The sequence below is a fragment of the Thioalkalivibrio sp. ALE19 genome (assembly GCF_000428605.1).
Taxonomy (GTDB): Bacteria; Pseudomonadota; Gammaproteobacteria; order Ectothiorhodospirales; family Ectothiorhodospiraceae; genus Thioalkalivibrio.
Genome location: NZ_AUAG01000028.1, coordinates 1 through 23,872 on the forward strand (window position 1 = coordinate 1; position 23,872 = coordinate 23,872).

The 23,872-nt window shown below is 70.2% G+C and carries 27 protein-coding genes; 5 read left to right on the forward strand and 22 right to left on the reverse strand.

Features of this window, described 5'->3' with window-relative positions; all coding sequences use genetic code 11:
- Positions 1–141: 141 nt before the first annotated feature.
- The 9 genes from F787_RS0111365 to bluB form a co-directional block, all read right to left on the reverse strand.
- Positions 142–1,416, reverse strand: a complete 1,275-nt coding sequence (locus F787_RS0111365; protein WP_028492254.1) for a flagellin — start codon at positions 1,414–1,416, stop codon at positions 142–144.
- A 292-nt stretch (positions 1,417–1,708) separates the two neighbouring features.
- Entirely contained in the window at positions 1,709–2,497 is a 789-nt protein-coding gene (gene cobS, locus F787_RS0111370) for an adenosylcobinamide-GDP ribazoletransferase (protein ID WP_028492255.1), read from the reverse strand.
- Positions 2,494–3,105: a histidine phosphatase family protein gene (locus tag F787_RS0111375; RefSeq protein ID WP_028492256.1), complete on the reverse strand. Its 612-nt coding sequence runs from the start codon at positions 3,103–3,105 to the stop codon at positions 2,494–2,496. The genes cobS and F787_RS0111375 overlap by 4 nt, the downstream gene beginning before the upstream one ends.
- Positions 3,102–4,175: a nicotinate-nucleotide--dimethylbenzimidazole phosphoribosyltransferase gene (cobT, locus tag F787_RS0111380; protein ID WP_028492257.1), complete on the reverse strand. Its 1,074-nt coding sequence runs from the start codon at positions 4,173–4,175 to the stop codon at positions 3,102–3,104. Before cobT ends, F787_RS0111375 begins: the two co-directional genes overlap by 4 nt.
- Positions 4,176–4,203: 28 nt before the next feature.
- Positions 4,204–4,731, reverse strand: coding sequence for a bifunctional adenosylcobinamide kinase/adenosylcobinamide-phosphate guanylyltransferase (gene cobU, locus F787_RS0111385; protein ID WP_018870691.1), 528 nt, complete (start codon positions 4,729–4,731; stop codon positions 4,204–4,206).
- Positions 4,728–6,236, reverse strand: a complete 1,509-nt coding sequence (locus F787_RS0111390; protein WP_028492258.1) for a cobyric acid synthase — start codon at positions 6,234–6,236, stop codon at positions 4,728–4,730. The genes cobU and F787_RS0111390 overlap by 4 nt, the downstream gene beginning before the upstream one ends.
- The gene (gene cobD, locus F787_RS0111395) at positions 6,229–7,287 is read right to left on the reverse strand and encodes a threonine-phosphate decarboxylase CobD (protein WP_028492259.1); all 1,059 of its coding nucleotides are present in this window, start codon (positions 7,285–7,287) and stop codon (positions 6,229–6,231) included. The genes F787_RS0111390 and cobD overlap by 8 nt, the downstream gene beginning before the upstream one ends.
- Positions 7,274–8,203 carry an adenosylcobinamide-phosphate synthase CbiB gene (cbiB, locus tag F787_RS0111400; RefSeq protein ID WP_028492260.1) on the reverse strand — a complete coding sequence of 310 codons (930 nt, stop codon included), beginning with the start codon at positions 8,201–8,203 and terminating at the stop codon, positions 7,274–7,276. The genes cobD and cbiB overlap by 14 nt, the downstream gene beginning before the upstream one ends.
- The gene (bluB, locus tag F787_RS0111405; RefSeq protein ID WP_028492261.1) at positions 8,200–8,982 is read right to left on the reverse strand and encodes a 5,6-dimethylbenzimidazole synthase; all 783 of its coding nucleotides are present in this window, start codon (positions 8,980–8,982) and stop codon (positions 8,200–8,202) included. Before bluB ends, cbiB begins: the two co-directional genes overlap by 4 nt.
- A gap of 283 nt (positions 8,983–9,265) precedes the next feature.
- Between bluB and F787_RS0111410 the strand changes: the two genes are divergently transcribed.
- The 5 genes from F787_RS0111410 (at position 9,266) to F787_RS0111430 (ending at position 13,316) form a co-directional block, all read left to right on the forward strand.
- Positions 9,266–10,183: a cobalamin-binding protein gene (locus tag F787_RS0111410; RefSeq protein WP_028492262.1), complete on the forward strand. Its 918-nt coding sequence runs from the start codon at positions 9,266–9,268 to the stop codon at positions 10,181–10,183.
- Positions 10,184–10,189: 6 nt separating this feature from the next.
- On the forward strand, positions 10,190–11,161 hold the full coding sequence (locus F787_RS0111415; RefSeq protein WP_018947826.1) for an iron ABC transporter permease: 972 nt from the start codon (positions 10,190–10,192) through the stop codon (positions 11,159–11,161).
- A gap of 1 nt (position 11,162) precedes the next feature.
- Positions 11,163–12,017: an ABC transporter ATP-binding protein gene (locus F787_RS0111420; protein ID WP_019570675.1), complete on the forward strand. Its 855-nt coding sequence runs from the start codon at positions 11,163–11,165 to the stop codon at positions 12,015–12,017.
- Between the two features lie 3 nt (positions 12,018–12,020).
- Entirely contained in the window at positions 12,021–12,380 is a 360-nt protein-coding gene (locus tag F787_RS0111425; protein WP_019590306.1) for a hypothetical protein, read from the forward strand.
- 87 nt (positions 12,381–12,467) lie between these two features.
- Positions 12,468–13,316 (forward strand): pirin family protein, encoded by an 849-nt coding sequence (locus tag F787_RS0111430; RefSeq protein ID WP_028492263.1) that lies wholly within the window; start codon positions 12,468–12,470, stop codon positions 13,314–13,316.
- Between the two features lie 28 nt (positions 13,317–13,344).
- Here the strand turns inward: F787_RS0111430 and F787_RS0111435 are convergent, their stop codons facing one another.
- The 13 genes from F787_RS0111435 to F787_RS0111495 form a co-directional block, all read right to left on the reverse strand.
- Positions 13,345–13,767, reverse strand: a complete 423-nt coding sequence (locus tag F787_RS0111435; RefSeq protein WP_018870701.1) for a putative toxin-antitoxin system toxin component, PIN family — start codon at positions 13,765–13,767, stop codon at positions 13,345–13,347.
- The gene (locus F787_RS0111440; protein WP_018870702.1) at positions 13,764–14,000 is read right to left on the reverse strand and encodes a hypothetical protein; all 237 of its coding nucleotides are present in this window, start codon (positions 13,998–14,000) and stop codon (positions 13,764–13,766) included. The genes F787_RS0111435 and F787_RS0111440 overlap by 4 nt, the downstream gene beginning before the upstream one ends.
- 60 nt (positions 14,001–14,060) lie before the next feature.
- Positions 14,061–14,207: a hypothetical protein gene (locus tag F787_RS16800; RefSeq protein ID WP_018870703.1), complete on the reverse strand. Its 147-nt coding sequence runs from the start codon at positions 14,205–14,207 to the stop codon at positions 14,061–14,063.
- Positions 14,204–14,428, reverse strand: coding sequence for an addiction module protein (locus tag F787_RS0111450; RefSeq protein WP_028492264.1), 225 nt, complete (start codon positions 14,426–14,428; stop codon positions 14,204–14,206). Before F787_RS0111450 ends, F787_RS16800 begins: the two co-directional genes overlap by 4 nt.
- A gap of 32 nt (positions 14,429–14,460) precedes the next feature.
- Positions 14,461–15,966, reverse strand: coding sequence for a glycerol kinase GlpK (gene glpK, locus F787_RS0111455; RefSeq protein ID WP_028492265.1), 1,506 nt, complete (start codon positions 15,964–15,966; stop codon positions 14,461–14,463).
- 35 nt (positions 15,967–16,001) lie between these two features.
- Positions 16,002–17,792 (reverse strand): ABC transporter transmembrane domain-containing protein, encoded by a 1,791-nt coding sequence (locus F787_RS0111460; protein WP_028492266.1) that lies wholly within the window; start codon positions 17,790–17,792, stop codon positions 16,002–16,004.
- Positions 17,793–17,832: 40 nt separating this feature from the next.
- Positions 17,833–18,213 carry a VOC family protein gene (locus tag F787_RS0111465; RefSeq protein WP_042805918.1) on the reverse strand — a complete coding sequence of 127 codons (381 nt, stop codon included), beginning with the start codon at positions 18,211–18,213 and terminating at the stop codon, positions 17,833–17,835.
- Positions 18,210–18,710, reverse strand: coding sequence for a 2-C-methyl-D-erythritol 2,4-cyclodiphosphate synthase (gene ispF, locus F787_RS0111470; RefSeq protein WP_018870708.1), 501 nt, complete (start codon positions 18,708–18,710; stop codon positions 18,210–18,212). Before ispF ends, F787_RS0111465 begins: the two co-directional genes overlap by 4 nt.
- Positions 18,707–19,450: a 2-C-methyl-D-erythritol 4-phosphate cytidylyltransferase gene (gene ispD, locus F787_RS0111475; RefSeq protein WP_028492268.1), complete on the reverse strand. Its 744-nt coding sequence runs from the start codon at positions 19,448–19,450 to the stop codon at positions 18,707–18,709. Before ispD ends, ispF begins: the two co-directional genes overlap by 4 nt.
- Positions 19,443–19,832 carry a cell division protein FtsB gene (gene ftsB / locus F787_RS0111480; protein ID WP_019570668.1) on the reverse strand — a complete coding sequence of 130 codons (390 nt, stop codon included), beginning with the start codon at positions 19,830–19,832 and terminating at the stop codon, positions 19,443–19,445. Before ftsB ends, ispD begins: the two co-directional genes overlap by 8 nt.
- A gap of 39 nt (positions 19,833–19,871) precedes the next feature.
- Positions 19,872–21,149: a phosphopyruvate hydratase gene (gene eno / locus F787_RS0111485; RefSeq protein ID WP_018870711.1), complete on the reverse strand. Its 1,278-nt coding sequence runs from the start codon at positions 21,147–21,149 to the stop codon at positions 19,872–19,874.
- Positions 21,150–21,212: 63 nt separating this feature from the next.
- The gene (kdsA, locus tag F787_RS0111490) at positions 21,213–22,055 is read right to left on the reverse strand and encodes a 3-deoxy-8-phosphooctulonate synthase (RefSeq protein WP_018870712.1); all 843 of its coding nucleotides are present in this window, start codon (positions 22,053–22,055) and stop codon (positions 21,213–21,215) included.
- A 14-nt stretch (positions 22,056–22,069) separates the two neighbouring features.
- The gene (locus tag F787_RS0111495; RefSeq protein WP_019022781.1) at positions 22,070–23,740 is read right to left on the reverse strand and encodes a CTP synthase; all 1,671 of its coding nucleotides are present in this window, start codon (positions 23,738–23,740) and stop codon (positions 22,070–22,072) included.
- Between the last annotated feature and the right edge of the window lie 132 nt (positions 23,741–23,872).

Below are 23,872 nucleotides of genomic sequence, written 5' to 3' on the forward strand. Positions count from 1 at the left end.
GGAGCGCGCTCGCGCGCGAAACCCGCACCCGCCCAAACCACCGGCCTTCACGATCTCCCCCACCACAAAAAAGGCCCGCCCCGATCACTCGGGGCGGGCCCTGGGATGGCCCGCGGCACGGGCCCGGAGGAAACCTCCTTGTTACTGCAGCAGACCCAGCACGTTCTGCGGCACCGCATTGGCCTGGCCGAGCACCGAGGTGCCGGCCTGCTGCAGCACCTCGGCGCGGGTCAACTCCGCCGTCTCCGCCGCAAAGTCCGCGTCCATGATCCGCGAACGCGCATCCGACAGGTTCTCCGAACCGATCTCCAGGTTGGAGATCGTGCTCTCGAAGCGGGTCTGTACCGCACCCAGCTCGGAGCGCAGCGAACTGATCTGGGTCAGCGCGCCATCCAGAGCACCAATCGCCTCGGTAGCAGAATCACGCGAGGTGACGTCGATATCCGTCAGGTCGATGGGTTCGGAAGGTTCCTCGTCACCGAAAAAGGCATTGTCGGCAGCCTCCCCATCATCTTCATTCTGCGAAACCTCGAACGGCGAGTTGAATGCGCCGGTCAATGCAATGCCCTGGTTGCCGTCATCGTCGACCCGGATCGATGCCTGGATGTCAGCAGCCTGCAAGGCCTCGTTCGCCGCCGCAGTAGCTTCTTCATCAACGTTACCGTTATCCATCACGTCATCTACGCCTTCCGCAAGCGTAGAATTGATCGCGCGCACCACGTCATCCAGAGACTCCACCCCGTCAATTTCGTCGAAATCCACCGTCACGGTACCGACCGGATCATCGCCATTGTCGGGATCAGCCCCCGGCGCATAGACTTCAATCTCGATGTTTTCCATCTCATCAAAATCGAAGTCCTCCAGCTCCGACGAGCTGTAGACCCCGCTGCCGACCACCTCCTGAGAACCCAGCTGGGTGGTGCGCGCGTCCACCTCGGTAACCGAGATCATCTGGCCCTGGTTGGCACCCACCTGGAAGAACAGCTCCTCGGCGCTGCCATCGAGGATTCGCTGGCCATTGAACTCGGTGTTGTTCGCGATCCGGCCCACCTCGTCCATCAGCTGCTGGACCTCGTCATTCAGCGCCTGACGGTCCGACGCCGAGTTGGAGTCGTTCGCCGCCTGTACGGACAGCTCGCGAGCCCGCTGCAGGGCATCGCTGACCGTATCCAGCGCACCCTCGGCGGTCTGCGCCAGCGAGATGCCGTCGTTCGAGTTGCGTACCGCCTGGTTGAGGCCGTTGATCTGGCTGGTGAAACGCTCCGAGATCGCCAGACCCGCCGCGTCGTCCTTCGCACTGTTGATGCGAAGCCCCGACGACAGACGCTCCAGCGACTGCGAAAGCGCGCCCTGCGACTCGTTCAGGTTGCGCTGGGCATTCAGCGACATCACGTTGGTGTTGATGACCTGGGACATGGTTGTTTCCTCCGGAACTAGGGTGCCGGCGGGGCCGGCTGAGGCAATCCTTCTGCGGCGTCATGCCGCCTTCGATTCCCTTAACGACCGTTCGGGCTAAGGCTTTAGGGATCCGGATGATTTTTGTCCCGGATGAAGGGATGCCCGCGCCCGGTCGGGCAATGCCGAATCGGCCAGGGGGCTGGCCTCCTACGGTTGAACCCGTGCCCCCCGGCAAGAGGCCGGCCCTCCGGCCGATCGGGCCCGGGGGATGGCCGCTGTAATCGGCCAGAGGCTGGCCGCCTGCGAGGCCCTACGCGGTGAGGGTCAGGGCCATCACCACCAGGGCCACGGTCTCGACGATCTCCAGGGTGGCACCGGCGGGATCGCCGGTGAAGCCGCCGAGCCAGCGGCGGAAGAACGCGGCCAGGGCGGCCACGGTGGCGCCGGCGGCGATCAGGGCGATGATGGCGCCGGGCAGGCCGCCGGCCACGCCGAGGATGACCACGGCGATGGCGGTGGCCAACAGTACTCCGGCCGCAGGCCGTTCGGGCAGGTGCGCCGCCATGTCGGCGCCCAGGCCGGCGGGATTGAGGTAATCCGCGAGACGGAACAGCAGCACCAGCGCGGCGCGGCCGAGGACCACGGCGATCACCAGCGCCAGCCACTGCGCGGCGGCCACCAGCGGCACCAGCGCGGCGAACTTGACCAGCAGCACCAGCATCACGGTGGCCACCGCGATCGGGCCGGAGGTCGGATCCTTCATGATGGTGCGGGCGCGTTCGGGGTCGCCATGGCTGCCCACGCGGGCATCCACCGTGTCGGCCAGCCCGTCCAGATGCAGCGCGCCGGTCACCGCCACCCAGCCGGCTAGTACCAGCGCGGCCAGCAGCAGCGGATCGGCGCCCGGCAGCAGTGCCAGCAGCATGCCCACGGCGACCAGCAGCAGGCCCAGCACCAGCCCCACCAGCGGGTAGAACAGCAGCGAGCGTCCGACATCTTCCGGGCGCGGGGCCTCCGGCAGCAGGCGTGCCGGCAGTGGCACCCGGGTGAGGAACACCAGCGCCAGCCACAGCGGGGCGAGCGTGGCCGGCCGGCTCATGCCTGCACCCGCGCGGGATCGACCCAGTGCAGCACCGCCAGCGGGGCCTCGATGTTCAGCAGTTCGGCCAGCGGGATGCCCTCGAAGTGCGCGCGCAGCACGCGGATGACGCCGCCGTGGGTCACCACCAGCGTGCGCGCGGTGCCGGGCGTGGCCACGCTCTCGCGCCAGCCGGCCAGCACGCGCTCGCGGAACACGCTCAGCGCCTCGCCTTCCGGCGGCGGACAGCCTTCCGGATCCTCCCAGAAGCGGCCCAGCGCGTCGGCCTCGGTCTCCATCAGCGCGGCGGCGCTGCGGCCCTCCCAGGCGCCGAAGTGCAGCTCTTTCAGGCGGGGTTCCACCACCAGCGGCACGTCCCAGCGCTCGGCCCAGGCCGAGGCCGGTCCCTGACAGCGCTGCAGCGGCGAGGTCACGATGCGATCCCAGGCCGGTTCGTCGGAGGCCAGGCCCGGCGGGCGCCGGCGTGCCAGCTCGCCCTCCATCGCCGCCTGGCCGCGCGCGGTCAGCGGCACGTCGCTGCCGGCGCCGCAGAAGCCCTCGCCGGTGGTCTCGCCGTGGCGCAGCAGCCCGACCCGCGCCCCGTCGCCGGCGGACGCCCCCGTACTCACGCGCCCGCTCCGGACTCGTCGTCCGCCACCCCGGCCTCATCAAAAGTCGCCATGCCGGCGTGCAGCTCGCAGGCCATGCGCAGCAGCGGCACCGCGGTCGCCGCGCCACTGCCCTCACCCAGGCGCATGCCCAGATCCAGCAGCGGCTGCGCGCCCAGCGCCTCCAGCACGCGGTCGTGCCCGGGCTCGGCGGAGCGGTGGGCGTAGAAGAACCAGTCCCCCGCCCCCGGGCACAGCCGCGTCGCCACCAGTGCCGCGGTGCTGGCGATGAAACCGTCCACCAGCACCGGCTGACCGATCTGCGCGCTGGCCAGGAACGCACCGGTCAGCCCGGCGATCTCGAAGCCGCCGACCCGGCGCAACCACTCCAGCGCCGAATCCCCGGCCTCGGCGTGCAGGGCCAGTGCGCGTTCGATCACCTCGGCCTTGTGCCGCACCCCGGCCGGGTCCAGCCCGGTGCCCGGGCCCGCCAGCGCGTCCGGCGAGGCCCCCAGCACACCGCAGGCTACGGCCGCCGCCGAGGTGGTGTTGCCGATGCCCATCTCGCCGCCGATGAACAGCCCCGCCTCGCCCTGGCGCGCCCGTTCGGCCGCCTGGCGTCCGGTGTTCAGCGCGCGCTCCAGCTGCGCCGGGGTCATCGCCGGCTCGCGCGCGAAATTGGCAGTGCCCGGGCCCAGGCCGGCGCGAATCACGCCCTCGGGCTCGGGACCGCCGGGCAGCGTGCCCAGGTCGATGATCTCCAGCCCCGCGTCCAGGCTGCGCGCGAGCACGGCGATGGCCGCCCCGCCGGCGGCGAAGTTGGCAACCATCTGCCCGGTCACGGCCTGCGGAAAGCGCGAGATGCCCTCGGCGACCACGCCATGGTCGCCGGCGAACACGGTGATCCACGGCTGCGGCGGGTGCGGGCACTCGCGGCCCTGCAGCCCCGCCAGGCGCTCGGCCAGGGGCTCCAGGCGACCCAGCGAGCCCGGCGGCTTGGTCAGGCGTTCCTGTCGGGCGCGGGCACGCGCGGTCGCCCCGGCATCCAGGGGCGCGGCAGGGACGTTCAGCCAGTCACAGTCTTCGGTCACGCGCGTTCCTCGCGGGTCGATTCGGGCATCAGGCGTTCACCACCGGACCCTTGAGCACGTGCGGCAGCCCGGCCACGGTCAGCACCACGCGGTCGAGATCGGCGGCCAGGCGCTGGTGCAGCGCGCCGGCCTCGTCGGCGAAGCGCCGCGACAGCGCATCCAGCGGCACGATCCCCAGCCCGGTCTCGTTGCTCACCGCGATAATGGTACCCGGCAGGGTCGGCAGCGTGGCGATCAGTGCCTCGCGCTCGCGCTCGATGTGCGCCTCGTCTTCGGTGCACAGCAGCTGCGTGAGCCACAGGGTCAGGCAGTCGATCAGCAGGCAGCGATCCGGCGCCGCGGCCTCCTGCAGCCGCACGGCCAGATCGTCGCCGGCCTCGATCAGGTCCCAGCCGGCCGGACGGCGGCGGCGGTGCTGTTCCACCCGCCGCAGCATCTCGTCGTCGTCGGCGCGCGCGGTGGCCACGTAGGTCACCGGCTGGCCGGAACCCAGCGCCAGCTGCTCCGCCATGCGGCTCTTGCCCGAACGCACGCCGCCCAGGATCAACGTTCTCATGGCCGGGCGCCCCCTTGTGGCACGTGCAGCAGGTCCAGCAGTCGGTCGATGTCCATGTGTTCCTCCAGTGCGTCGGCCAGACGCTCCAGGCTCGTCTCGCGCAGCGCGTCCAGATCCACGGCGGCGCCGTCCGCGTCCAGCCCGGCCCAGGCCAGCAATGCCCCGGCGGCGGCCGGCTCGTCGAACACCCCGTGCACGTAGGTGCCGGCCACTGCGTCGTCCGTCGACCGCGCGCCGTCCGGCCCCGCGGACAGTTGCAGCACCGGGCGTTCGCAGTCCGCCCCGGCGGTGTGCCCGGCGTGGATCTCGTAGCCGCGCACCGGCGCCGCCCGCTCCATCACGCCTTCGCCGGTCACCTGCCGCAGCTGCTTGGCCGGGCGCAGCGTGGTCTCCACGTCCAACAGGCCCAGCCCGATCGAGGAGCCCGGGGTGCCCTCGACGCCTTCCGGGTCGTGTACCGCGCGCCCCAGCATCTGGTAGCCGCCGCAGATCCCCAGCACCCGGCCACCGTAGCGCAGGTGGCGCATCAGTTCGCGTTCGAAGCCCTGTTCGCGCAGCCAGGCCAGGTCGTCGCGCACCGCCTTGGACCCCGGCAGGAGCACCAGATCCGCCGGCTGCAGCCGCTCCCCCGGCCCGGCGAAGCGCAGCGACACCCCGGGGTGCAGGCGCAGCGGGTCGAAATCCGTATGGTTGGAGATCCGCGGCAGCGCCGGCACCACCACCTGCAGGGCCTCGCCCTCGCCGCTCGCCCACGCGTCACTCGCCGGGGCCGCCTCGCGCAGCAGCGCGTCCTCGGCATCCAGCTGCAGCCCGGACAGATACGGCAGCACGCCCAGCACCGGCTTGCCGGTCTCGGTCTCCAGCCAGTCCAGCCCGGACTGCAGCAGCGCCGGATCGCCGCGAAAGCGGTTGATCACGAAGCCGGCCACCCGCGCCCGTTCGCTTTCCGCCAGCAGCGCCAGCGTGCCCACCAGATGCGCGAACACCCCGCCGCGGTCGATGTCCGCGACCAGGATCACCGGACAGTCCACCGCCTCGGCGAACCCCATGTTGGCGATGTCACCCGCGCGCAGGTTGATCTCCGCGGGCGAGCCGGCCCCTTCCACCAGCACCGCGGCATATTGCGCCACCAGACGCCCGTGCGCCGCCAGCACCGCCTCGCGCGCCACCGGCTTGTAGTCATGGTAGGCGCGCGCGTCCAGCTCCTCCACCGCGCGGCCGTTGACGATCACCTGCGCACCGCGATCGCTGGAGGGCTTGAGCAACACCGGGTTGAAGTCGGTATGCGGCTGCAGCCCGCAGGCCGCGGCCTGCAGGGCCTGGGCCCGCCCGATCTCGCCGCCCTGCGCGGTCACCGCGCTGTTGAGCGCCATGTTCTGCGGCTTGAACGGCGCCACCGCGATACCGCGCCGGCGCAACACGCGCCCCAGCCCGGCCACCAGCACGCTCTTGCCGGCATCCGAGGTGGTGCCCTGGACCATCAGCGTGCCGCCGGTATCAGTCATCACTCAGCTCCGAAAGCGCGGCCTCCAGGCGCCGCCAGCCGGCCTCGTCACCGGGCAGACCGAAGCGCAGGCTGGCCGGCTCGTCGAAGCGCCGCACCAGGATCGCCGCCCGCGCCAGCCGGTCCTGGATCTCTTCGGCGCGTGCGCTGCGCACCCACTGGAACAGCGCGGTGCCGCCATCCGGGGCGAGTCCGTGCGCGCGCAGCAGGCCGGCCAGGCGTTCGCCCTCGCCCGCCAGCTGCATGCGCCGCGCCGACTGCCAGCCATGATCCGCCAGCGCCCCGGCCGCGACCTGCCGCGACGGCCCGGGCACGCTCCACGGCCCCAGGCGCGCGCTCAGCACCCGGCGCAGCGCTTCCGGCGCGAACACGAACCCGACCCGGGCCCCGGCCAGGCCGAAGAACTTGCCCAGCGAGCGCAGCACCACCAGCCCGTCACGCGGACCCTCCGGCACCAGGCTCAGCTGTGGCTCGCTGTCGACGAACGCCTCGTCCACCACCAGCCAGCCGCCGCGCCGCGCCAGCCGCGCATGCCACTCGCGCAGCTGCGCGGGCTCGAAGCGCGTGCCAGTGGGGTTGTTGGGGTGGATCAGCACCAGCACGTCGAGCGCGTCCAGCACGGCCTCGATGGCGCCGGCCTCCGGCTCCACCGGCTGCACGGCGTGGCCGCAGGCGCTCCAGGCGCGGGCGTGCTCGTTGTAGCCGGGGTGCAGCACGCCGACGCGGGCCTGCTCGCGGCCGGTACCCTCGCCCCACAGCACCGGCAGGGCCTGGATCGCGGCCTGGGACCCGGGCAGCGGCAGCAGGGCATTGCTGCCGTAATACGCGGCGGCCGCCGCCTCCAGCCCGTCATCGGCCTCCGGCAGCCGCGTCCAGGCCTGCGGCGGCAGCGGCGGCACTGGCCAGCCCCGCGGGTTGATGCCGGTGGACAGGTCCAGCCAGTCCTCGACCGGATGCCCCCAGCGCCGGGCCGCCGCGCGAACGCCCCCGCCATGGCGCGACTCCGGCGTCCCGCCGTCCCGGGATCCGGACCGGACGTCAGGCGAGGACAACGAACGACACCCCGATCACGACCACCGCCATCCACAGTGCCAGCGCGCGGTCCACCAGCGCCATCGCCCGGCGGATGCGTGCGGCCCCGGCCGCCCCCTCATCTTTGTCGCTGGTGGCCTCCGCGGCCTGCCCCAGCACCGGACGCCATTCGCGCCGGCCGTGGTAATACGCATAGCCACCCAGGCGCAGGCCCAGCGCGCCCGCGCCGGCGGCCATCACCGGCCCGGCGTTGGGGCTCTTCCACGCGGCGGCCTGTTCGCGCCAGCAGCGCAGCGCGCTGCCCATGCGCCCGGCGGCGGCATAGGCCAGCGCGGTCAGGCGCGCCGGGATGTAGTTGAGCACGTCGTCCAGGCGCGCGGCGGCCCAGCCGAAATCGCGGTGGCGCGGCGTGCGATAGCCCCACATCGCGTCTAGGGTGTTCACCAGCCGATACGCAACCACCCCCGGCGCGCCGGCCACCAGGAACCAGAACACCGTGGCGAACAGGGCGTCGTTGCCGTTCTCCAGCACCGATTCCACGGTCGCGCGGCTGACCCCGTCGGCATCCATCTCGTCGGTCGCGCGCGACACCAGCATGCCGGTTCCGGCGCGCGCGCCTTCAAGGTCGTCCTGCTCCAGCGCCACCGCCACCCGCTCGGCGTGTTCGTCCAGCGAGCGCCAGCCCAGTGCCAGCACCAGTACCAGCAGGCTGACGATCCAGCCCCAGGCGAGGCTGGCCGCCCAGGCCGCCAGCACCACCCAGGGCAGCACCAGCACCATCAGCAACAGGGCCCCGCGCAGCCGGCTGTCCGCGTGGAAGCGCCGTTCCAGCCCCTGCGCGAGGCGGCCGAAGCCGGCCAGCGGATGGAAGCGCCGGGGGTCGCCGAACAGCCGGTCCAGGGTCAGCGCGCCCAGCAGGACGAGAAAGGCGGTCATGAGACACTCCTGTTTCGGGAAACGTCCCGGGATGCGTCCTGCGGGGGGTCGTCCTGCGAATGGGACACGGGCGTCGAAGCCGATTGCCCCCAGCGGTCCTCGAACACCAGTTCTTCCAGCGGACGCCGGGTGTCCCAGCCCTCGGTCTGCAGCATCGGCTCGTCGTAGAACGCCTCCACCTCGCCCAGGCACAGGATCGCGATCGGGTGCGCCCCCTCCGGCATCTCCAGGGTGCGCGCCAGCCATTCCGGCTCGAACAGCGACACCCAGCCCATGCCCAGGCCCTCGGCGCGCGCCGCCAGCCACAGGTTCTGGATCGCGCAGGCGGCCGAGCACAGGTCCATCTCCGGCAGGGTGCGCCGGCCCAGCACATAGCGTTCGCGCCCGTCGGTCAGGGCGACCACCAGGATCTCCCCGGCGTCGCGGATGCCCTCCAGCTTCAGCCGCTGGACCTCGGCACCGCGCTCGCCGCAGGCTTCGGCGGTGCGCTCGTGTTCGGCGGCCACATGGCCGTGGATGCGTTCGCGCAGCGCCGGATCGGCCACCCTTACGAAGCGCCAGGGCTGCATGTAGCCGACGCTGGGGGCACGATGCGCCGCCTCCAGCAGGCGCCCCAGCACCTCCGGGTCCACCACGGTGCCGGCACGGAAATGCCGCATGTCGCGGCGCTCGTTGATCGCGCGGTAGACCGCGGCGGCTTCTTCCGGCGGAAAACCCGACTCCGGGGCGGCCGGGAAAGGGCTGGAAGGTTCGGCGGATGACGGGGTGTTGCGGGACATGCGAAGGCGTCTCCCGGCAGCGGGCGAGATGGGTGCAAGGGTGTCGCGAGGATCCGGCGCATGGCCGGACGGGAAGGCAGGATGATACGCGTTCGCACCCGCCCTCTCCAGTGCACCCGGTCACACACGGCCCTGCCGCGGGCGGGCTCTCCCGCGGGGGCCGTGACACTCCTGTTATGATGTTGCGTCCTTGCAGGCGCGGCATACCGCCGGTTGCGGCTTGCTGCCGCAGAAGCACCGTCCGCGCCAGCCCCCGGAATCGGAAATCCAGGAACCACTGCGCATGTCATATCGTTCGAACCTGTTGCCGGCCCTGCTCGCGGCGAGTGCCCTGCTGCTGAGCCCGTCCGGCCACGCCGCCGACAACGACTCGATTTCCGTGATCGACGACACGGATCGGGAAGTCCGGCTGGACGCCCCGGCCGAGCGGATCGTGAGCCTGGCCCCGCACATCACCGAGGTACTGTTCGCGATCGGCGCCGGCGACCGCGTGATCGGCGCGACCGACCACAGCGATTACCCGGAACAGGCCGCGGACATCCCCCGGGTCGGGGGCTACACCAGTCTCGACCTGGAACGCATCCTCGCCAAGGAACCCGACCTGGTGGTGGCCTGGGACAGCGGCAACTCGCGCTCGCACATCGAACGCCTGCGCGAACTGGGCCTGACCGTCTACACCTCCGAACCGCGCGGGTTCGACGGCGTGGCTTCCAGCATGGAGCGCATGGCCGAACTGGCCGGAACGGGCGATCAGGGCCGCGCCGAGGCGGAACGCTTTCTCGACGGGATCAAGGCGCTGCGTCAGAAATACGCGGATCGCGACCCGGTCCCGCTGTTCTATCAGGTCTGGGACCAGCCACTGATGACGGTGAACAACGAACATCTGATCGCCGAGGCCATCGAGGTCTGCGGCGGCGAGAACGTGTTCGGCCACCTCGACCGCCTGGTACCCCGCATGGACCGCGAAGCGGTGATCCACGCCGACCCCGAGGTCATCATCGGTGGCGGCATGGGCGAGGACAACCCCGCCTGGGTCGAGGCCTGGCGCGAGTGGGACAACATGCTCGCGGTGCGCCGCGACAACCTGTTCTTCCTGCCGCCGTCGCTGCTGCAGCGCCACACCCCGCGCATCGCCGAGGGCACCGCCCTCATGTGCGAGGACCTGCAGACCGCCCGCGACCGGCGTCCCGAATCGCCGTAAGCTCCCGTGACCCGATCCTTCCTGCTGGCGGCGGGCGTGCTGCTGCCCGCCTCGCTGCTGTCGCTGGTGGTGGCCCTGGCCTGGGGCAGCGTGGCCATCCCGCTCGGCGAGCTCCCGCGGGTGCTCACCGGCGAGGCCTCGGCGCTGCACGCCACGCTGATCACCGAGCTGCGCCTGCCACGCGCGCTGGCCGCGTTCGCCGCGGGCGGGCTGCTGGGCGTGGCCGGCGCGCTGATGCAGGTGCTGCTGCGCAATCCGCTGGCCGACCCCTACGTGCTGGGTCTCTCCGGCGGCGCCTCGGTGGGCGCACTGCTGGCCATGCTCGCCGGGCTGTCGATGTTCTCGGTGTCGGCGGCCGCGTTTGCCGGGGCCATGCTGTCCACGCTCATCGTGTTCGGCCTGGCACATGGCACCGGATCCTGGACCGCCACCCGCCTGCTCCTGACCGGGGTGGTGGTGGCCGCCGGCTGGGGCGCGCTGATCAGCTTCCTGCTGGCCGTCAGCCCCACCGCGGAGCTGCCGGGCATGCTCTACTGGCTGATGGGCGACGTCTCGCATGCCCGCCATCCGGGCCCGGCCTGGGGCGTGCTGGTGTTCGTGGTGCTGGCGGCCATGCCGCTGGGCCGCACCCTGAACGTCCTCGCGCGCGGCCCGATGCAGGCCGCCGCCCTGGGCGTGTCGGTGCGGCCAGTGGAATGGTCGATCTACATCGCCGCGTCGCTGATCACCGCGACCGCGGTCACCCAGGTGGGCGCAGTGGGCTTCGTCGGCCTGATCGTGCCGCACATGCTGCGGTTGGTCTTCGGCAACGACCAGCGCGTCATCCTGCCCGCCTCGGCGCTGGCCGGTGGCATCCTGCTGACCCTGGCCGATACCCTCGCGCGCACCATCATCGCCCCGGAGCAGTTGCCAGTGGGCGTGATCACCGCAATGCTGGGCGTGCCGGTGTTCCTGTTCCTGCTGTACCGGAGCCGCTGAGATGAGCCGCGCCGACACCCGCAGCGACGCCCACGCCCATGTCTCCGCCGCGGCCCTCAGCGTGCACGAGGCCCCCACGGCGGACACCCTGCTGGCCACCCGCGATCTGGTGATCGACATCCCCGAACGGGCCGACTCCTCGCCGCTGCACCTGACCGTGAATCCCGGCCAGTGCTGGGGCATCCTCGGGCCCAATGGCGCCGGCAAGAGCACGCTGCTGCACACCCTTGCCCGCCTGCGCCCCCCGCGCGCCGGCGGGATCGAACTGACCGGGCAGCCCCTGGGCAGCCTGTCGCGGCCGGATCTGGCGCGACGCCTGGGCCTGGTGTTCCAGAACCACCACGACGGCTTCCCTGCCACCGTCCTCGAAACCGCGCTGATCGGCCGCCACCCGTACCTGCGCCCCTGGGACATCGAGACCCGCGAGGACGTCGACGCCGCCCGCGCCGCGCTGGCCACCGTGGATCTCGACGGCATGGAGGGCCGGCAGGTGGATACCCTCTCCGGCGGCGAACGCCAGCGTCTGGCCCTCGCCACCGTACTGACCCAGGACCCGCAGGTCCTGCTGCTGGACGAACCCACCAGCCAGCTCGACTTGCACCACCAGGTCAGCGTCCTGCAGCGCGTGCGCGAAATCGCCGGCGGTGAACGCCGCGCTGCGGTGATGGCCCTGCACGACGTCAATCTGGCCGCCCGCTTCTGCGACCACCTCCTGCTGATGTTCCCCGACGGCGGCGCCTGCTGGGGCCCCACCCGCACCATGCTGGTGCCCGCCGCCCTGGAACGGCTGTACAACCAGGCCCTCAGCGTCGGCGAGGTGGACGGCCACCCGGTATTCCTGCCCCGCGTGGAGTAGCCCATGGAGTTTCACCGCATCCTCGACCAGACGACCGACCCGGACAGTCTGCAGCGACGCCTGACGGTTCCGGACCTTCCCGCCGCCTGCGACCTGATCGACAACCTGGTCGAGGATCGGGGGGCCGATCAGGGTGTCATCTATTGCCTGTGGGGCGAGTTCCGCGTGAACCGCGAGCTCATCCACGGCGGCGTGCGCTTCAGCCTGCCGGACTGCCCCAACGGCGTGGCCTGGACCCTGACCACCGGCCACCCGCCCGACGAATCGGCCATCGTGCTGCACCTGACCATGCATCGGCGCGAACACGAGCCCGACTTCATCGAGAGCCTGGAGGCCTTCGCCGACGCGTGGCAGCTCCCCTGACCGGCAATATCGCGCCGGATCGGACCATGCAATTTTCTTTTCGTTTTGCGGTCGGTATGGTGCAGACTCGACGCGAAGGAGAACGCCATGAACCCCACGCCACCGGACAGCATCCGCCACTCGCACCCGACGCAGGACGGCGCGGGCGTGAAGATCCGCCGCATCCATGACTTCGGCGGCGGCCTCGACCCGTTCCTGATGCTGGACGAGCTGAAGACCGCCCCCGGCGACGAAGACGTGGGCGGCTTTCCCGACCATCCGCATCGCGGCTTCGAGACCCTCACCTATCTGGTGCGCGGCGGCGTCAGCCATCGCGATTCCATGGGCAACGAAGGACAGGTGCAGGCCGGCGGCGCGCAATGGATGAGCGCCGGCCGCGGCGTGATCCATTCCGAGACCCTGCATGCCGAGCCGGAAGGGCTGCACGGCTTCCAGCTGTGGGTGAACCTGCCGGCCGCGCGCAAGATGGAACCCCCGCGCTATCGCGACGTCGGCACCGACGCCATGCGCCACCTGCCGGAGGAAGACGCCCCGCTGGACTTCAAGGCCGTGGCCGGCTCCTGGCAGACCAGCGCCGGCGACACCGAGGGCCCGCTGGGCCAGATCGGCGAAGGCGCGGGCATGGCGGATCTCACCCTGCCGGCCGGTTACCGCCTGTCACTGGCCGTACAGCTGGACGAGCGCGTGCTGGGCTACGTCTTCGAGGGCGCGCTCACCGGCCTGAACGCCGGCGAACTGGGCGTCTGGCACGGCCACACCATGATCCATCTGATCGCCCGCCAGGACAGCCGCGTCCTGCTGTTCAAGGGCCGTCCGCTGGAAGAACCCATCGCCCACTACGGCCCGTTCGTGATGAACACCGACACCGAGATCCAGCAGGCCATCTCCGACTACCAGTCCGGCCGCCTCGCCGCCCGCCCCGCCAGCATCGACTGACAGCGGGGCCGAAGGGTGGGGCTGGAATTCAGCCGATGGAGACATAGTCACCGGCGGTGATGACCTTGCCCTCTGCTGGCGGATCGTCCAGCAGCAACCGGTCACCTGTGATCAGAACAGTGTGCGGCTGGAGATGCAGAAGCGCCCAGAGGTGGGCATCTCCCGGATCCGGTGCCGCGCACGGAGAAGGTGGCGGTTCACGCCAGATGGCATTCGCGGTCAGGTGGACGAGCAGATCGTCAATCGTCCCGGCTTCCAGCCCGTGGAGCCTGGTCAGGCGGGGGCGCAGCAGGACGCGACGATACTCCCCCAGAAGGTCGGGAGAGAGCAGGAACGGCAGTCTCGCGTCGAGCATGTCGTCGAGGATGTGACATACCGGTGACTCGGCGTCGGCCGAAAGGAGCCCGGCCACCACCACATTGGTGTCGACGATATACGTACGGTTGTTCACCGTTGACGGGTTTTCCGTGTCTCATCAACGGCAATGGCCAGAGCGTCTTCTTCGCTGAGCCCCGCCTTCTTTCGAGCGGCATCAACAAGGCCGCGGGCATCCACATGGGTCTTGATTCCCCGGTAGACCAGGCTCTCTTCCACAATCGAGGCGATCGAGCGGCGCTGTCGGGCCGCTGCCTCCTTCAATGCCTGATGAACCTGATCATCGAGAGAAATGGTCAGTCGCGCCATGGTGTATTCCCGGCTTTTCCATTGCTACACAATAGCACCAGAACACCAGTGCCTGCATATCTACTGCTTCCAGACGATCGCCTGATCGAGCAGGGGCAGCGCCCGGACCCGATCGCCCCCCATCGGTGCCAGAGGATCGCGCGTTTCGGGGTCAGTCTCGAGCGTCACCAGACCGAAGAAGCAAGCGAAACGATCGCGGAAGCTCATTGAGGTTGCTCGCCCCGGATCTTCGCGAACACTTCTTCTCCGGGAACGGCCTCCACATCACCGGAACGAAACCCCTTCAATCGCTCCTGCGCCACCGAAGCCCATTTTTCATCGATCCGGGATTCGGGGGAATTGAGACTGCGCATAAGCGAATCGACCACCAGCGCACGCTCCTCAACCGGGAGTGCCTCGGCTTCATCAATCAGATCCTTGATCTTCATAGGACACCTCTCGCGTAAATGGCGACGCGGGCCTACCCCCGCGCGTCGCGTTCCCAGTTCATGCAGCGGCGCACGGCTTCCTTCCAGCCATGGTACTGGCGGTCGCGGGTGGTGGGGTCCAGCTGCGGTTCGAACACGCGCTCGATGCGGCTGAATGCGCGCAGGTCATCGCGGCTCCACAGGCCGGTGGCCAGACCGGCCAGGCCGGCGGCGCCCAGTGCGGTGCTCTCGGTGATGGCCGGGCGTTCCACCCGTACCCCGAGCTGGTCGGCCTGAAACTGGACCATCAGCTCGTTGGCCACCGCACCGCCGTCCACGCGCAGGGTCTTGAGCGCCAGACCGGAATCGGCCTGCATCGCCTCGATCACGTCGCGGGTCTGGTAGGCCAGGGCATCCAGCGTCGCACGCGTCACGTGCTCCTTGCGCGTGCCCCGGGTCAGACCGAAGATCGCCCCGCGCGCATGCGGATCCCAGTACGGCGCCCCCAGCCCGGCGAAGGCCGGCACCACGTAGACCCCGCCGGCATCCGCCACCTTGCCCGCGTAGTATTCCGAATCCTCGGCCGTATCGATCAGGTGCATCTCGTCGCGCAGCCACTGCACGGCGGCACCGGCGATGAAGATGGAGCCCTCCAGGGCGTATTCCACCTGCCCGTCCAGGCCCCAGGCGATGGTGGTCAGCAGGCCGTGCTCCGAGGTCACCGGGCGGGTGCCGGTGTTCATCAGCAGGAAGCAGCCGGTGCCGTAGGTGTTCTTCGCCATGCCCGGCTCGAAACAGGCCTGGCCGAACAGGGCTGAGTGCTGGTCCCCGGCCATGCCGGCCACCGGCACCCGCGCGCCGCCGAACATCTCCGTGCCGGTGTGGCCCAGCACCTCGCTGGAGGACACCACCTCGGGCAGCATGCCGCGCGGGATGTCCAGCGCTTCCAGCAGGGTGTCGTCCCACTGCAGGCGGTGGATGTCGAACAGCATGGTGCGCGAGGCGTTGGTCACGTCGGTGACATGGCGCTCGCCGCGCGTCAGGTTCCACACCAGCCAGCTGTCCATGGTGCCGAACAGCAGGTCGCCGTTGCGGGCCTTCTCGCGCGCGCCGTCCACGTGATCGAGGATCCAGCGGATCTTGGTGCCGGAGAAATAGGCGTCCGGCAGCAGCCCGGTGGTCGCGCGGATATGGCCTTCCAGACCCTCGTCGCGCAGGCGGTCGCAGAGATCCGCGGTGCGCCGGTCCTGCCACACGATGGCCGGATGGATCGGGCGGCCGCTGTGACGATCCCACACCAGCGTGGTCTCGCGCTGGTTGGTGATGCCGATGGCCGCCAGCTGCGCGGGCTTGATGCCATTGCGCTCCAGCGCCTCGCGCGCCACGCCGATCTGGGTGCCCCAGATCTCCATCGCGTCGTGCTCCACCCAGCCGGAGTGCGGGTAGGACTGGGCGAACTCCTTCTGCGCGACCCCGGCGATGCCGCCCTCCAGATCGAACAGGATCGCCCGGCAGCTGGTGGTGCCCTGGTCCAGGGCGAGGATGTATCCGTTGGCCATGATCTCCTCCCGCTTGATCCCCCTCACCCCGAGTTTCAGGCGAGCGCGTCCGCATCCGCAAACTGCAGCGCCGCCAGCCGCGCATACAGCCCGCCCTGCGCCATCAGTTCGGCGTGCGTGCCCTCGCCCACCACGAGTCCGCCGTCGAGCACCACGATCCGGTCCGCCGACTGCACGGTGGCCAGCCGGTGGGCGATGGTCAGCACCGTGCAGCGACCACGCACCCCGGCCAGCGCCGCCTGCACCTCGCGTTCGCTTTCGGCGTCCAGCGCGCTGGTGGCCTCGTCCAGCAGCAGCACGGCCGGCTCGCGCAGCAGGGCGCGGGCCAGCGCCAGACGCGCCCGCTGACCGCCCGACAGGCGCACGCCGCGCTCGCCCAGCGCGGTGTCCCAGCCCTCCGGCAGCGCCTCGATGAACCCCCGCGCATGCGCCGCCTCCGCGGCCGCCTGCAGCGCCGCGTCGGATGCATCCGGCACGCCGTAGGCCACGTTTTCGCGCACGGTGCCGGAGAACAGCACCGGCTCCTGCGGCACCACCGCGATGTGCCGGCGCAGTTCATCCGGCCGCAGGTCACGCAGGTCGTGCCCGTCGAACAGGACGCGTCCGGCGTCCGGGTCATGAAAGCGCAGCAGCAGCCGGAACAGGGTCGACTTGCCGGAACCCGAGGGACCCACCAGCGCGACCGATTCGCCCGGGCGCACCCGCAGGGAGACCCGGTCGAGCGCCGGCGGATGCGGGCGCGTCGGATAGGCGAAGACCACGCCCTCCAGTGCGATCTCGCCGCGTACCGGTTCCGTCAGGTCTTCGGGGTGCCGTGGCCAGGGCGGGCCGGAACGGACCTCCGCGAGCTCCAGCAGGCGCTCCGCGGCCCCGGCCGCCCGCAGCAGTTCGTTGGTCACCTCGCTGAGCGCGGCGATCGACCCCGCCACCAGGGCCGCGTAGAACAGGAACGCGGCCAGCTCGCCCGGGGTCATCACCCCGTCCAGTACGCGGTGGCCACCGATCCAGAGGACCCCGGCGATCAGGCCGAACATCAAGAGCATCACCGCAGCGGCCAGCAGTGCGCCGGTGGCGGCCCGACGCGTGGCCATGCCGAAGGCGGCTTCCACCGCCGAGGCATGCCGGCCGCGTTCGGCGTCTTCCTGACCGTGGGCCTGCACCGTCTCGATCGCGTACAGGGTCTCGTCGGTGCGCGCGCCCACGTCCGCGACCCGGTCCTGGGTCCGGCGCGACAGCCGCCGCACCCGACGGCCGAGCAGCCACACCGGCACGGCCACCGCCGGCAGGCCGGCCACCAGCAGGGCCGCCAGCGGCGGGCTGGACAGGAACATCAGGACCAGCCCGCCGACGATCAGCAGCAGGTTGCGCGCGGCAATGGTCAGGGTGGTGCCGACCACGGTCTGGATCAGCGTCGCGTCGGCCGTCAGGCGCGAGATCACCTCGCCGGTACGGGTCTGCTCGAAAAACGCCGGATCCAGCCGGATCACGTTGGCGAACACCGCGCGGCGCAGGTCCGCCACCACCCGCTCGCCCAGCCAGGTCACCAGATAGATTCGCGCCCCCACCCCGATGGCCATCACCGTCACCACCACCAGCAGCAGCACCAGCGCGCGATTGAGCCCGGCGGGGTCCTCGGGACCCAGGCCGGCGTCCACCAGCAGGCGCAGCACCCCGCCGAAGGCCAGGATCGCCCCCGAGCCCACCACCAGCGCCACCAGCCCGAACACGATGCGCCGCCGGTACGGCCGCAGGAATGCGAGCAGCGGCATCAGGACCCGCAGGTTACGGGCCGCGGGGCGCGGGGTGTCGGCGTCGTCCCAGTTCATGCCCGCTACCGGCGGTGAGGGAATGCGGGTGCGGACAGCGTCATTCGCCGGCTGCGACGAATTCGACGGTGTTCCCGTCCGGATCGCGCACGAAGGCCGCGGGGCGCCCGGAACGGCTGCGCTGCGCGGGGAAGCCCGCCGCCTCCAGGCGGCCCAGCAGGGCCTCCAGGCCGTCCACCACCAGGGCCAGATGGCGGTCGCGGCCACCGGCGACCCCGCGCTCCACCGGGTCCGGGTTGGGCACCCCCAGCAGATGCAGGGCGCGCCCGTCACCCAGATCGAACCAGCGCCCGGGGAACCCGAGATCGGGACGCGGCAACGGCGCCAGTCCGAGCAGATCGCCGTAGAACGTGGCCGCACGCTCCGGATCCGACACCACCACGCTCACGTGGTGCACCCCGCGCACCACGCCGTCGCTCATGCGACCTCCCCGTCTCCCGGGGTCTTCAGCAGCACCACGGTCTGCGCGGCGAGGCCCTCCTCGCGGCCGGTATAGCCCAGCCGCTCGGTAGTGGTGGCCTTCACGTTGACCGCGTCCGCCGGCAAACCGGTATCCGCGGCGATGTTGGCGCGCATGGTGTCCACGTGCGGGCCCATGCGCGGACGCTGGGCGATGATGGTGGCGTCGATGTTCACCGGCACCCAGCCCGCCTCGCGCACCCGGCGCAGGGTCTCTTCGAGCAGGTCGCGGCTGTCGGCACCGGAGAACGCCGGATCACTGTCGGGAAAGTGGCGCCCGATGTCGCCCAGACCGGCCGCCCCCAGCAGCGCGTCGCACAGCGCGTGCAGCAGCACGTCGCCGTCGGAATGCGCGCGCACGCCGTAGTCGAACGGGATCCGCACCCCGCCGACCACCACATGATCCCCCGCCTCATAGGCGTGTACATCGAAACCCTGGCCCACACGCATCGCTGTCATCCCCGGTACCCCCCGTCGAGTCGTCCCTGTTCCAGCAAGTATAGACGGGCCAGTTCGAGGTCTTCGGCGCGGGTGATCTTGATGTTCATCAGCGAGCCCTCCACCAGCCGCGGCCGCAGTCCCGCCCATTCGATCGCGCTGGCCTCGTCGGTCACCGGGTGTCCGGCGGCACGCGCGCGGGCGTTGGCGTCACGCAGCGTACCCAGGCGGAACATCTGCGGGGTCAGGGCCCGCCACACCCGCTCGCGATCGAGCGTGGATTCCACCCGACCGTCGGCGTCCGCCCACTTGATGGTATCGGTGGACGGGGCCGCCAGCACTCCCCCCACGGGATCGTCGCGCAGCTCGTCCAGCATGCGATCGAGATCGTCCGGCGGCAGGCACGGGCGCGCGGCATCGTGCACCAGCACCCAGTCCTCGGGACCGGCGCGTTCCTCGAGGAAATCCAGGCCGTTCTGCACGGAGTCGGCCCGCTCGTCACCGCCGGCCACGCGGAACAGCCGCCCGCCGGCCAGCGGCAGGTCGAGCGCGTCCGGATCCACGTCCGGACCCAGCACCAGGATCACGCCGCGAATCCGCGGATGCTCCAGAAAGATCGACAGGGTGTGGGCCAGCACGCTGCGCGGCCCCAGGGAAAGGAACTGCTTGGGACGATCCGTCCCCATGCGGCGGCCAATGCCGGCCGCCGGAATCAGGGCCCAGAAGACGCCCGAACCCTCGGGGGCGCCGGCATCACTCATCGAACGGATCCTCCACGATCGTCGTGTCCTCCTCGGCAGGCTCCGGGGCAACGCCGGCGGAGGCGTCTTCGGGCATCAACCCCGGGACTTCGCCCGGCACTTCGTCTTCTTCGTCCACGATGAAGAAAAAGGTCTCGTCCTCGCGAATCATGCCCAGGTCACGCCGGGCGCGTTCTTCCACCGCCGCGGAGCCCTCGCGCAGATCGCGGACCTCGGCCTCCAGCGCCCGGTTGCGTTCACGCAGGCGCTGGTTTTCCGCTTCCTGCATGGCGGTCTCGCTGCGCAGTTCGCGGACATCCGGCCAGCCGCCCTCGCCGAACCACAACGGCCACTGCAGCGCCAGCACGAGCAGCAACAGACCGCCCGGCAGCAGCCAGCGCATCGCTCAGGCCTCCGGCCGGGACACCCCGGTTCCCCGGAGTCAGGGCCGGACCCGGAAGGCGTCCATGCCCGGGTAGCGGGCCTGCCCGCCGAGATGCTCCTCGATCCGCATGAGCTGGTTGTACTTGGCCACGCGATCGGAGCGCGACAGCGAGCCGGTCTTGATCTGCCCCGCGCCGGTGGCCACCGCCAGATCGGCGATGGTCACGTCCTCGGTCTCGCCCGAACGGTGCGAGATCACCGAGGTGTAACCCGCGTCGCGCGCCATCTCGATGGCCTGCAGGGTCTCGGTCACGGTGCCGATCTGATTCAGCTTGATCAGGATGGAGTTGGCCACGCCGCGGTCGATGCCCTCGCGCAGGATCTGCGTGTTGGTCACGAACAGATCGTCGCCCACCAGCTGCACGCGCTCACCCAGACGTTCGGTCAGGATCTTCCACCCCTCCCAGTCGTCTTCGGCCAGCCCGTCCTCGATGCTGAGGATGGGGTACTGATCGACCCAGTGCGCGAGGTAGTCACAGAATTCCTCGGCATTGAACGACTTGCCCTCGGAATCCAGGTGGTAGCGGCCATCGCGGTAGAACTCGGAGGCGGCGCAGTCGAGGCCCAGCCAGATGTCGCGCCCGGCCTTGAACCCGGCCTGATGGATCGCTTCGAGGATGGTCTCCACCGCCGCCGAGTTGGACTCCAGGTTGGGCGCGAACCCGCCCTCGTCGCCCACGCCGGTGCCCAGACCGCGCTGGTTGAGCACCTTCTTCAGCGCGTGAAAGACCTCGGCGCCGTAGCGCACCGCTTCGCGCACGCTGGGGGCGCCCACCGGCAGGATCATGAACTCCTGCATGTCGACGCTGTTGTCGGCATGCTCACCGCCGTTGACGATGTTCATCATCGGCACCGGCAGCAGATGCGCATCCGGCCCGCCGACCGTCTCGAACAGCGGGCGCTCGGCATCGGCTGCGCGGGCATGGGCCACGGCCATGGACACCGCCAGCAGAGCGTTGGCGCCCAGGCGCGACTTGTTCTCGGTGCCGTCCAGCTCCAGCATGCGCTGGTCGACCGCGGTCTGGTCAGCCTCCATGCCGCGCAGGGCGTCGCGGATCTCGCCGTTCACATGGCCCACCGCCTTCTCCACGCCCTTGCCGCCGTAGCGGGCCGCGGCGTCGCGCAGTTCCAGGGCCTCGCGCGCCCCGGTGGAAGCCCCCGACGGCACCGACGCCCGCCCGGTCGCACCGGAGGCCAGGACGACGTCGGCTTCCACCGTCGGGTTGCCGCGGGAATCAATGATCTCGCGCGCGTGGATCTCGGCAATCTGGGACATGCTCGTACTCTCTCCTTGACTCGTTCGATTCGGGGCCGGCCGCCCCCGGGGGTCGTCCCGGGGTCAGCCCAGGCCGTATTCGGCTTCCGCCAGCGGACGCGACTTGGTCGCCTCGTCCAGCGCCTTCAGGGTTTCCAGCAGCTCGCGCATGCGCGGCAGCGGCCAGGCATTGGGGCCATCCGACAGCGCGTTCGCAGGATCGGGGTGGGTCTCCATGAACAGCCCGGAGATACCGCTGGCCACGGCCGCACGGGCCAGCACCGGCACGTATTCGCGCTGCCCGCCGGAGCTGGCACCCTGCCCGCCCGGCTGCTGCACCGAGTGGGTGGCGTCGAACACCACCGGGGCGCCGGTGCGGCGCATGTCGGCCAGGCCGCGCATGTCGGAGATCAGGGTGTTGTAGCCGAAGGACACCCCGCGCTCGCAGACCATCACCGACTCGTTGCCGGCCTCGCGCGCCTTGTCCACCACGTTGCCCATGTCCCAGGGGGCCATGAACTGGCCCTTCTTGATGTTCACCGGGAGCCCCTGACGGGCCACGTTCTGGATGAAATTGGTCTGGCGGCACAAAAACGCCGGGGTCTGCAGCACGTCCACCACCGCGGCAACCTCCGCCAGCGGGGTGTCCTCGTGCACGTCGGTCAGCACCGGCACGCCCATGCGCTCGCGCACCGATTCGAGGATACGCAGCCCCTCCTCCATGCCCGGGCCGCGATAGCTGCGGGTGGAGGACCGGTTGGCCTTGTCGAAGGACGACTTGTAGATGAACGGAATCCCCAGCTCGCGCGTGAGCTCGGCGAGCTGCCCCGCGGTTTCCTCGGCCATGGCCTCCGATTCGATCACGCAGGGACCGGCGATCAGGAAGAACGGCCGGTCCAGGCCCACGGAGAAACCGCACAGTTCCATCAACCTGCCTCCCGTCAATCGGTCAGCGCCGCGCCCACATCCGGCGCGCGCTCGTTCTGGTAGTCCCGCGCCGCACGGACGAAGCCGGCGAACAGCGGGTGTCCGTCGCGCGGCGTGGAGGTGAACTCGGGGTGGAACTGACAGCCGACGAACCACGGATGTTCCGGAAGCTCCACCGCCTCCACCAGTTCCCCGGACTCGGACAGCCCGGAGATCACCAGCCCGGCCTGCTCCAGACGCGCGCGGTAGGCGTTGTTGAATTCGTAACGGTGGCGGTGGCGCTCCTCGATGCGACTGGTGCCGTAGGCCGCGGCGATGCGCGAGCCCTCGGTCAGGCAGGCGGTCTGCGCACCCAGGCGCATGGTGCCGCCCAGATCGCTTTCGGCATCGCGATGTTCGATCCGCCCCTCGCGGTCCTGCCATTCGGTGATCAGCGCGATCACCGGATGCGGAGTATCGGGCGCGAACTCGGTGGAATGTGCCCCGTTGAGGCCGGCCACGTTGCGGGCGTATTCGATCACCGCCACCTGCATGCCGAGGCAGATGCCCAGATACGGGATGCCCTCCTCGCGCGCATGGCGTACCGCCTCGATCTTGCCCTCGACGCCGCGTTCGCCGAAGCCGCCCGGCACCAGGATCGCATCCAGCCCTTCAAGCTCCGCGCGTGCCTCGGGGGTGTCGCCCTCCAGCTTTTCCGAATCCAGGTAGCGGATGCGCACCCGGGTGCCGACCTCGATGCCCGCATGGGTCAGGGCCTCGTTGACCGACTTGTACGACTCGGTCAGCTCGACGTACTTGCCGACCATGCCGACCGTAACCTCCGACTCGGGGAACTCCATGGCGTTGACCACGTGCTTCCAGTCGGACAGGTCGGCGACCGGCAGATCCTCGATGTGCAGCTTGCGCAGCACGATCTCGTCGAGCTTCTGCGAATGCAGCCACAGCGGGATCTTGTAGATGTTGTCGACGTCCACCGCAGAGATGACCGCCTTTTCCTCGACGTTGGTGAACAGCGCCATCTTGCGCCGTTCCCCTTCGGGGATCGCCTGACTCGAGCGGCACAGCAGGATGTCCGGCTGGATGCCGATGGAACGCAGTTCCTTGACCGAATGCTGGGTCGGCTTGGTCTTGATCTCGCCGGCGGCGTCGATATAGGGGACCAGGGTCAGGTGCATGAACAGCGCGTTGTCGCGCCCCAGCTCCACGCCCATCTGGCGGATCGCCTCGAGGAACGGCAGGGACTCGATGTCGCCTACCGTGCCGCCGATCTCGATCAGTGCGATATCGGCGTCATCCGCCCCTTCGCGGATCGAGCGCTTGATCTCGTCGGTGATGTGCGGAATGACCTGCACCGTGCCGCCCAGATAGTCGCCGCGACGTTCCTTGCGGATGACGTTCTCGTAGATCTGGCCGGTGGTGAAATTGTTGTGCCGCGAGGTGCGGATGCGCACGAAGCGCTCGTAGTGCCCGAGATCCAGGTCGGTCTCGGCCCCGTCATGGGTAACGAACACCTCGCCATGCTGGAACGGACTCATGGTCCCCGGATCGACGTTGATGTAGGGGTCCAGCTTCATCAGCGTGACCTTCAGGCCACGCGCCTCGAGGATCGCCCCCAGAGAGGCGGATGCAATACCTTTGCCCAGAGACGAAACCACGCCTCCGGTGATAAACACGAATCGCGTCATGCGGGAAACCTGGCCGGGACCGACGGGGGTCAAAATGCCCGCAAAGGGTACCAGACCCCCCGTTTTCGCTCAATCGCGAACGCGCCCCGCGGGGCGCCTGCGGGCCCGTCATGGCGGGGCTGCGGCGCCTCG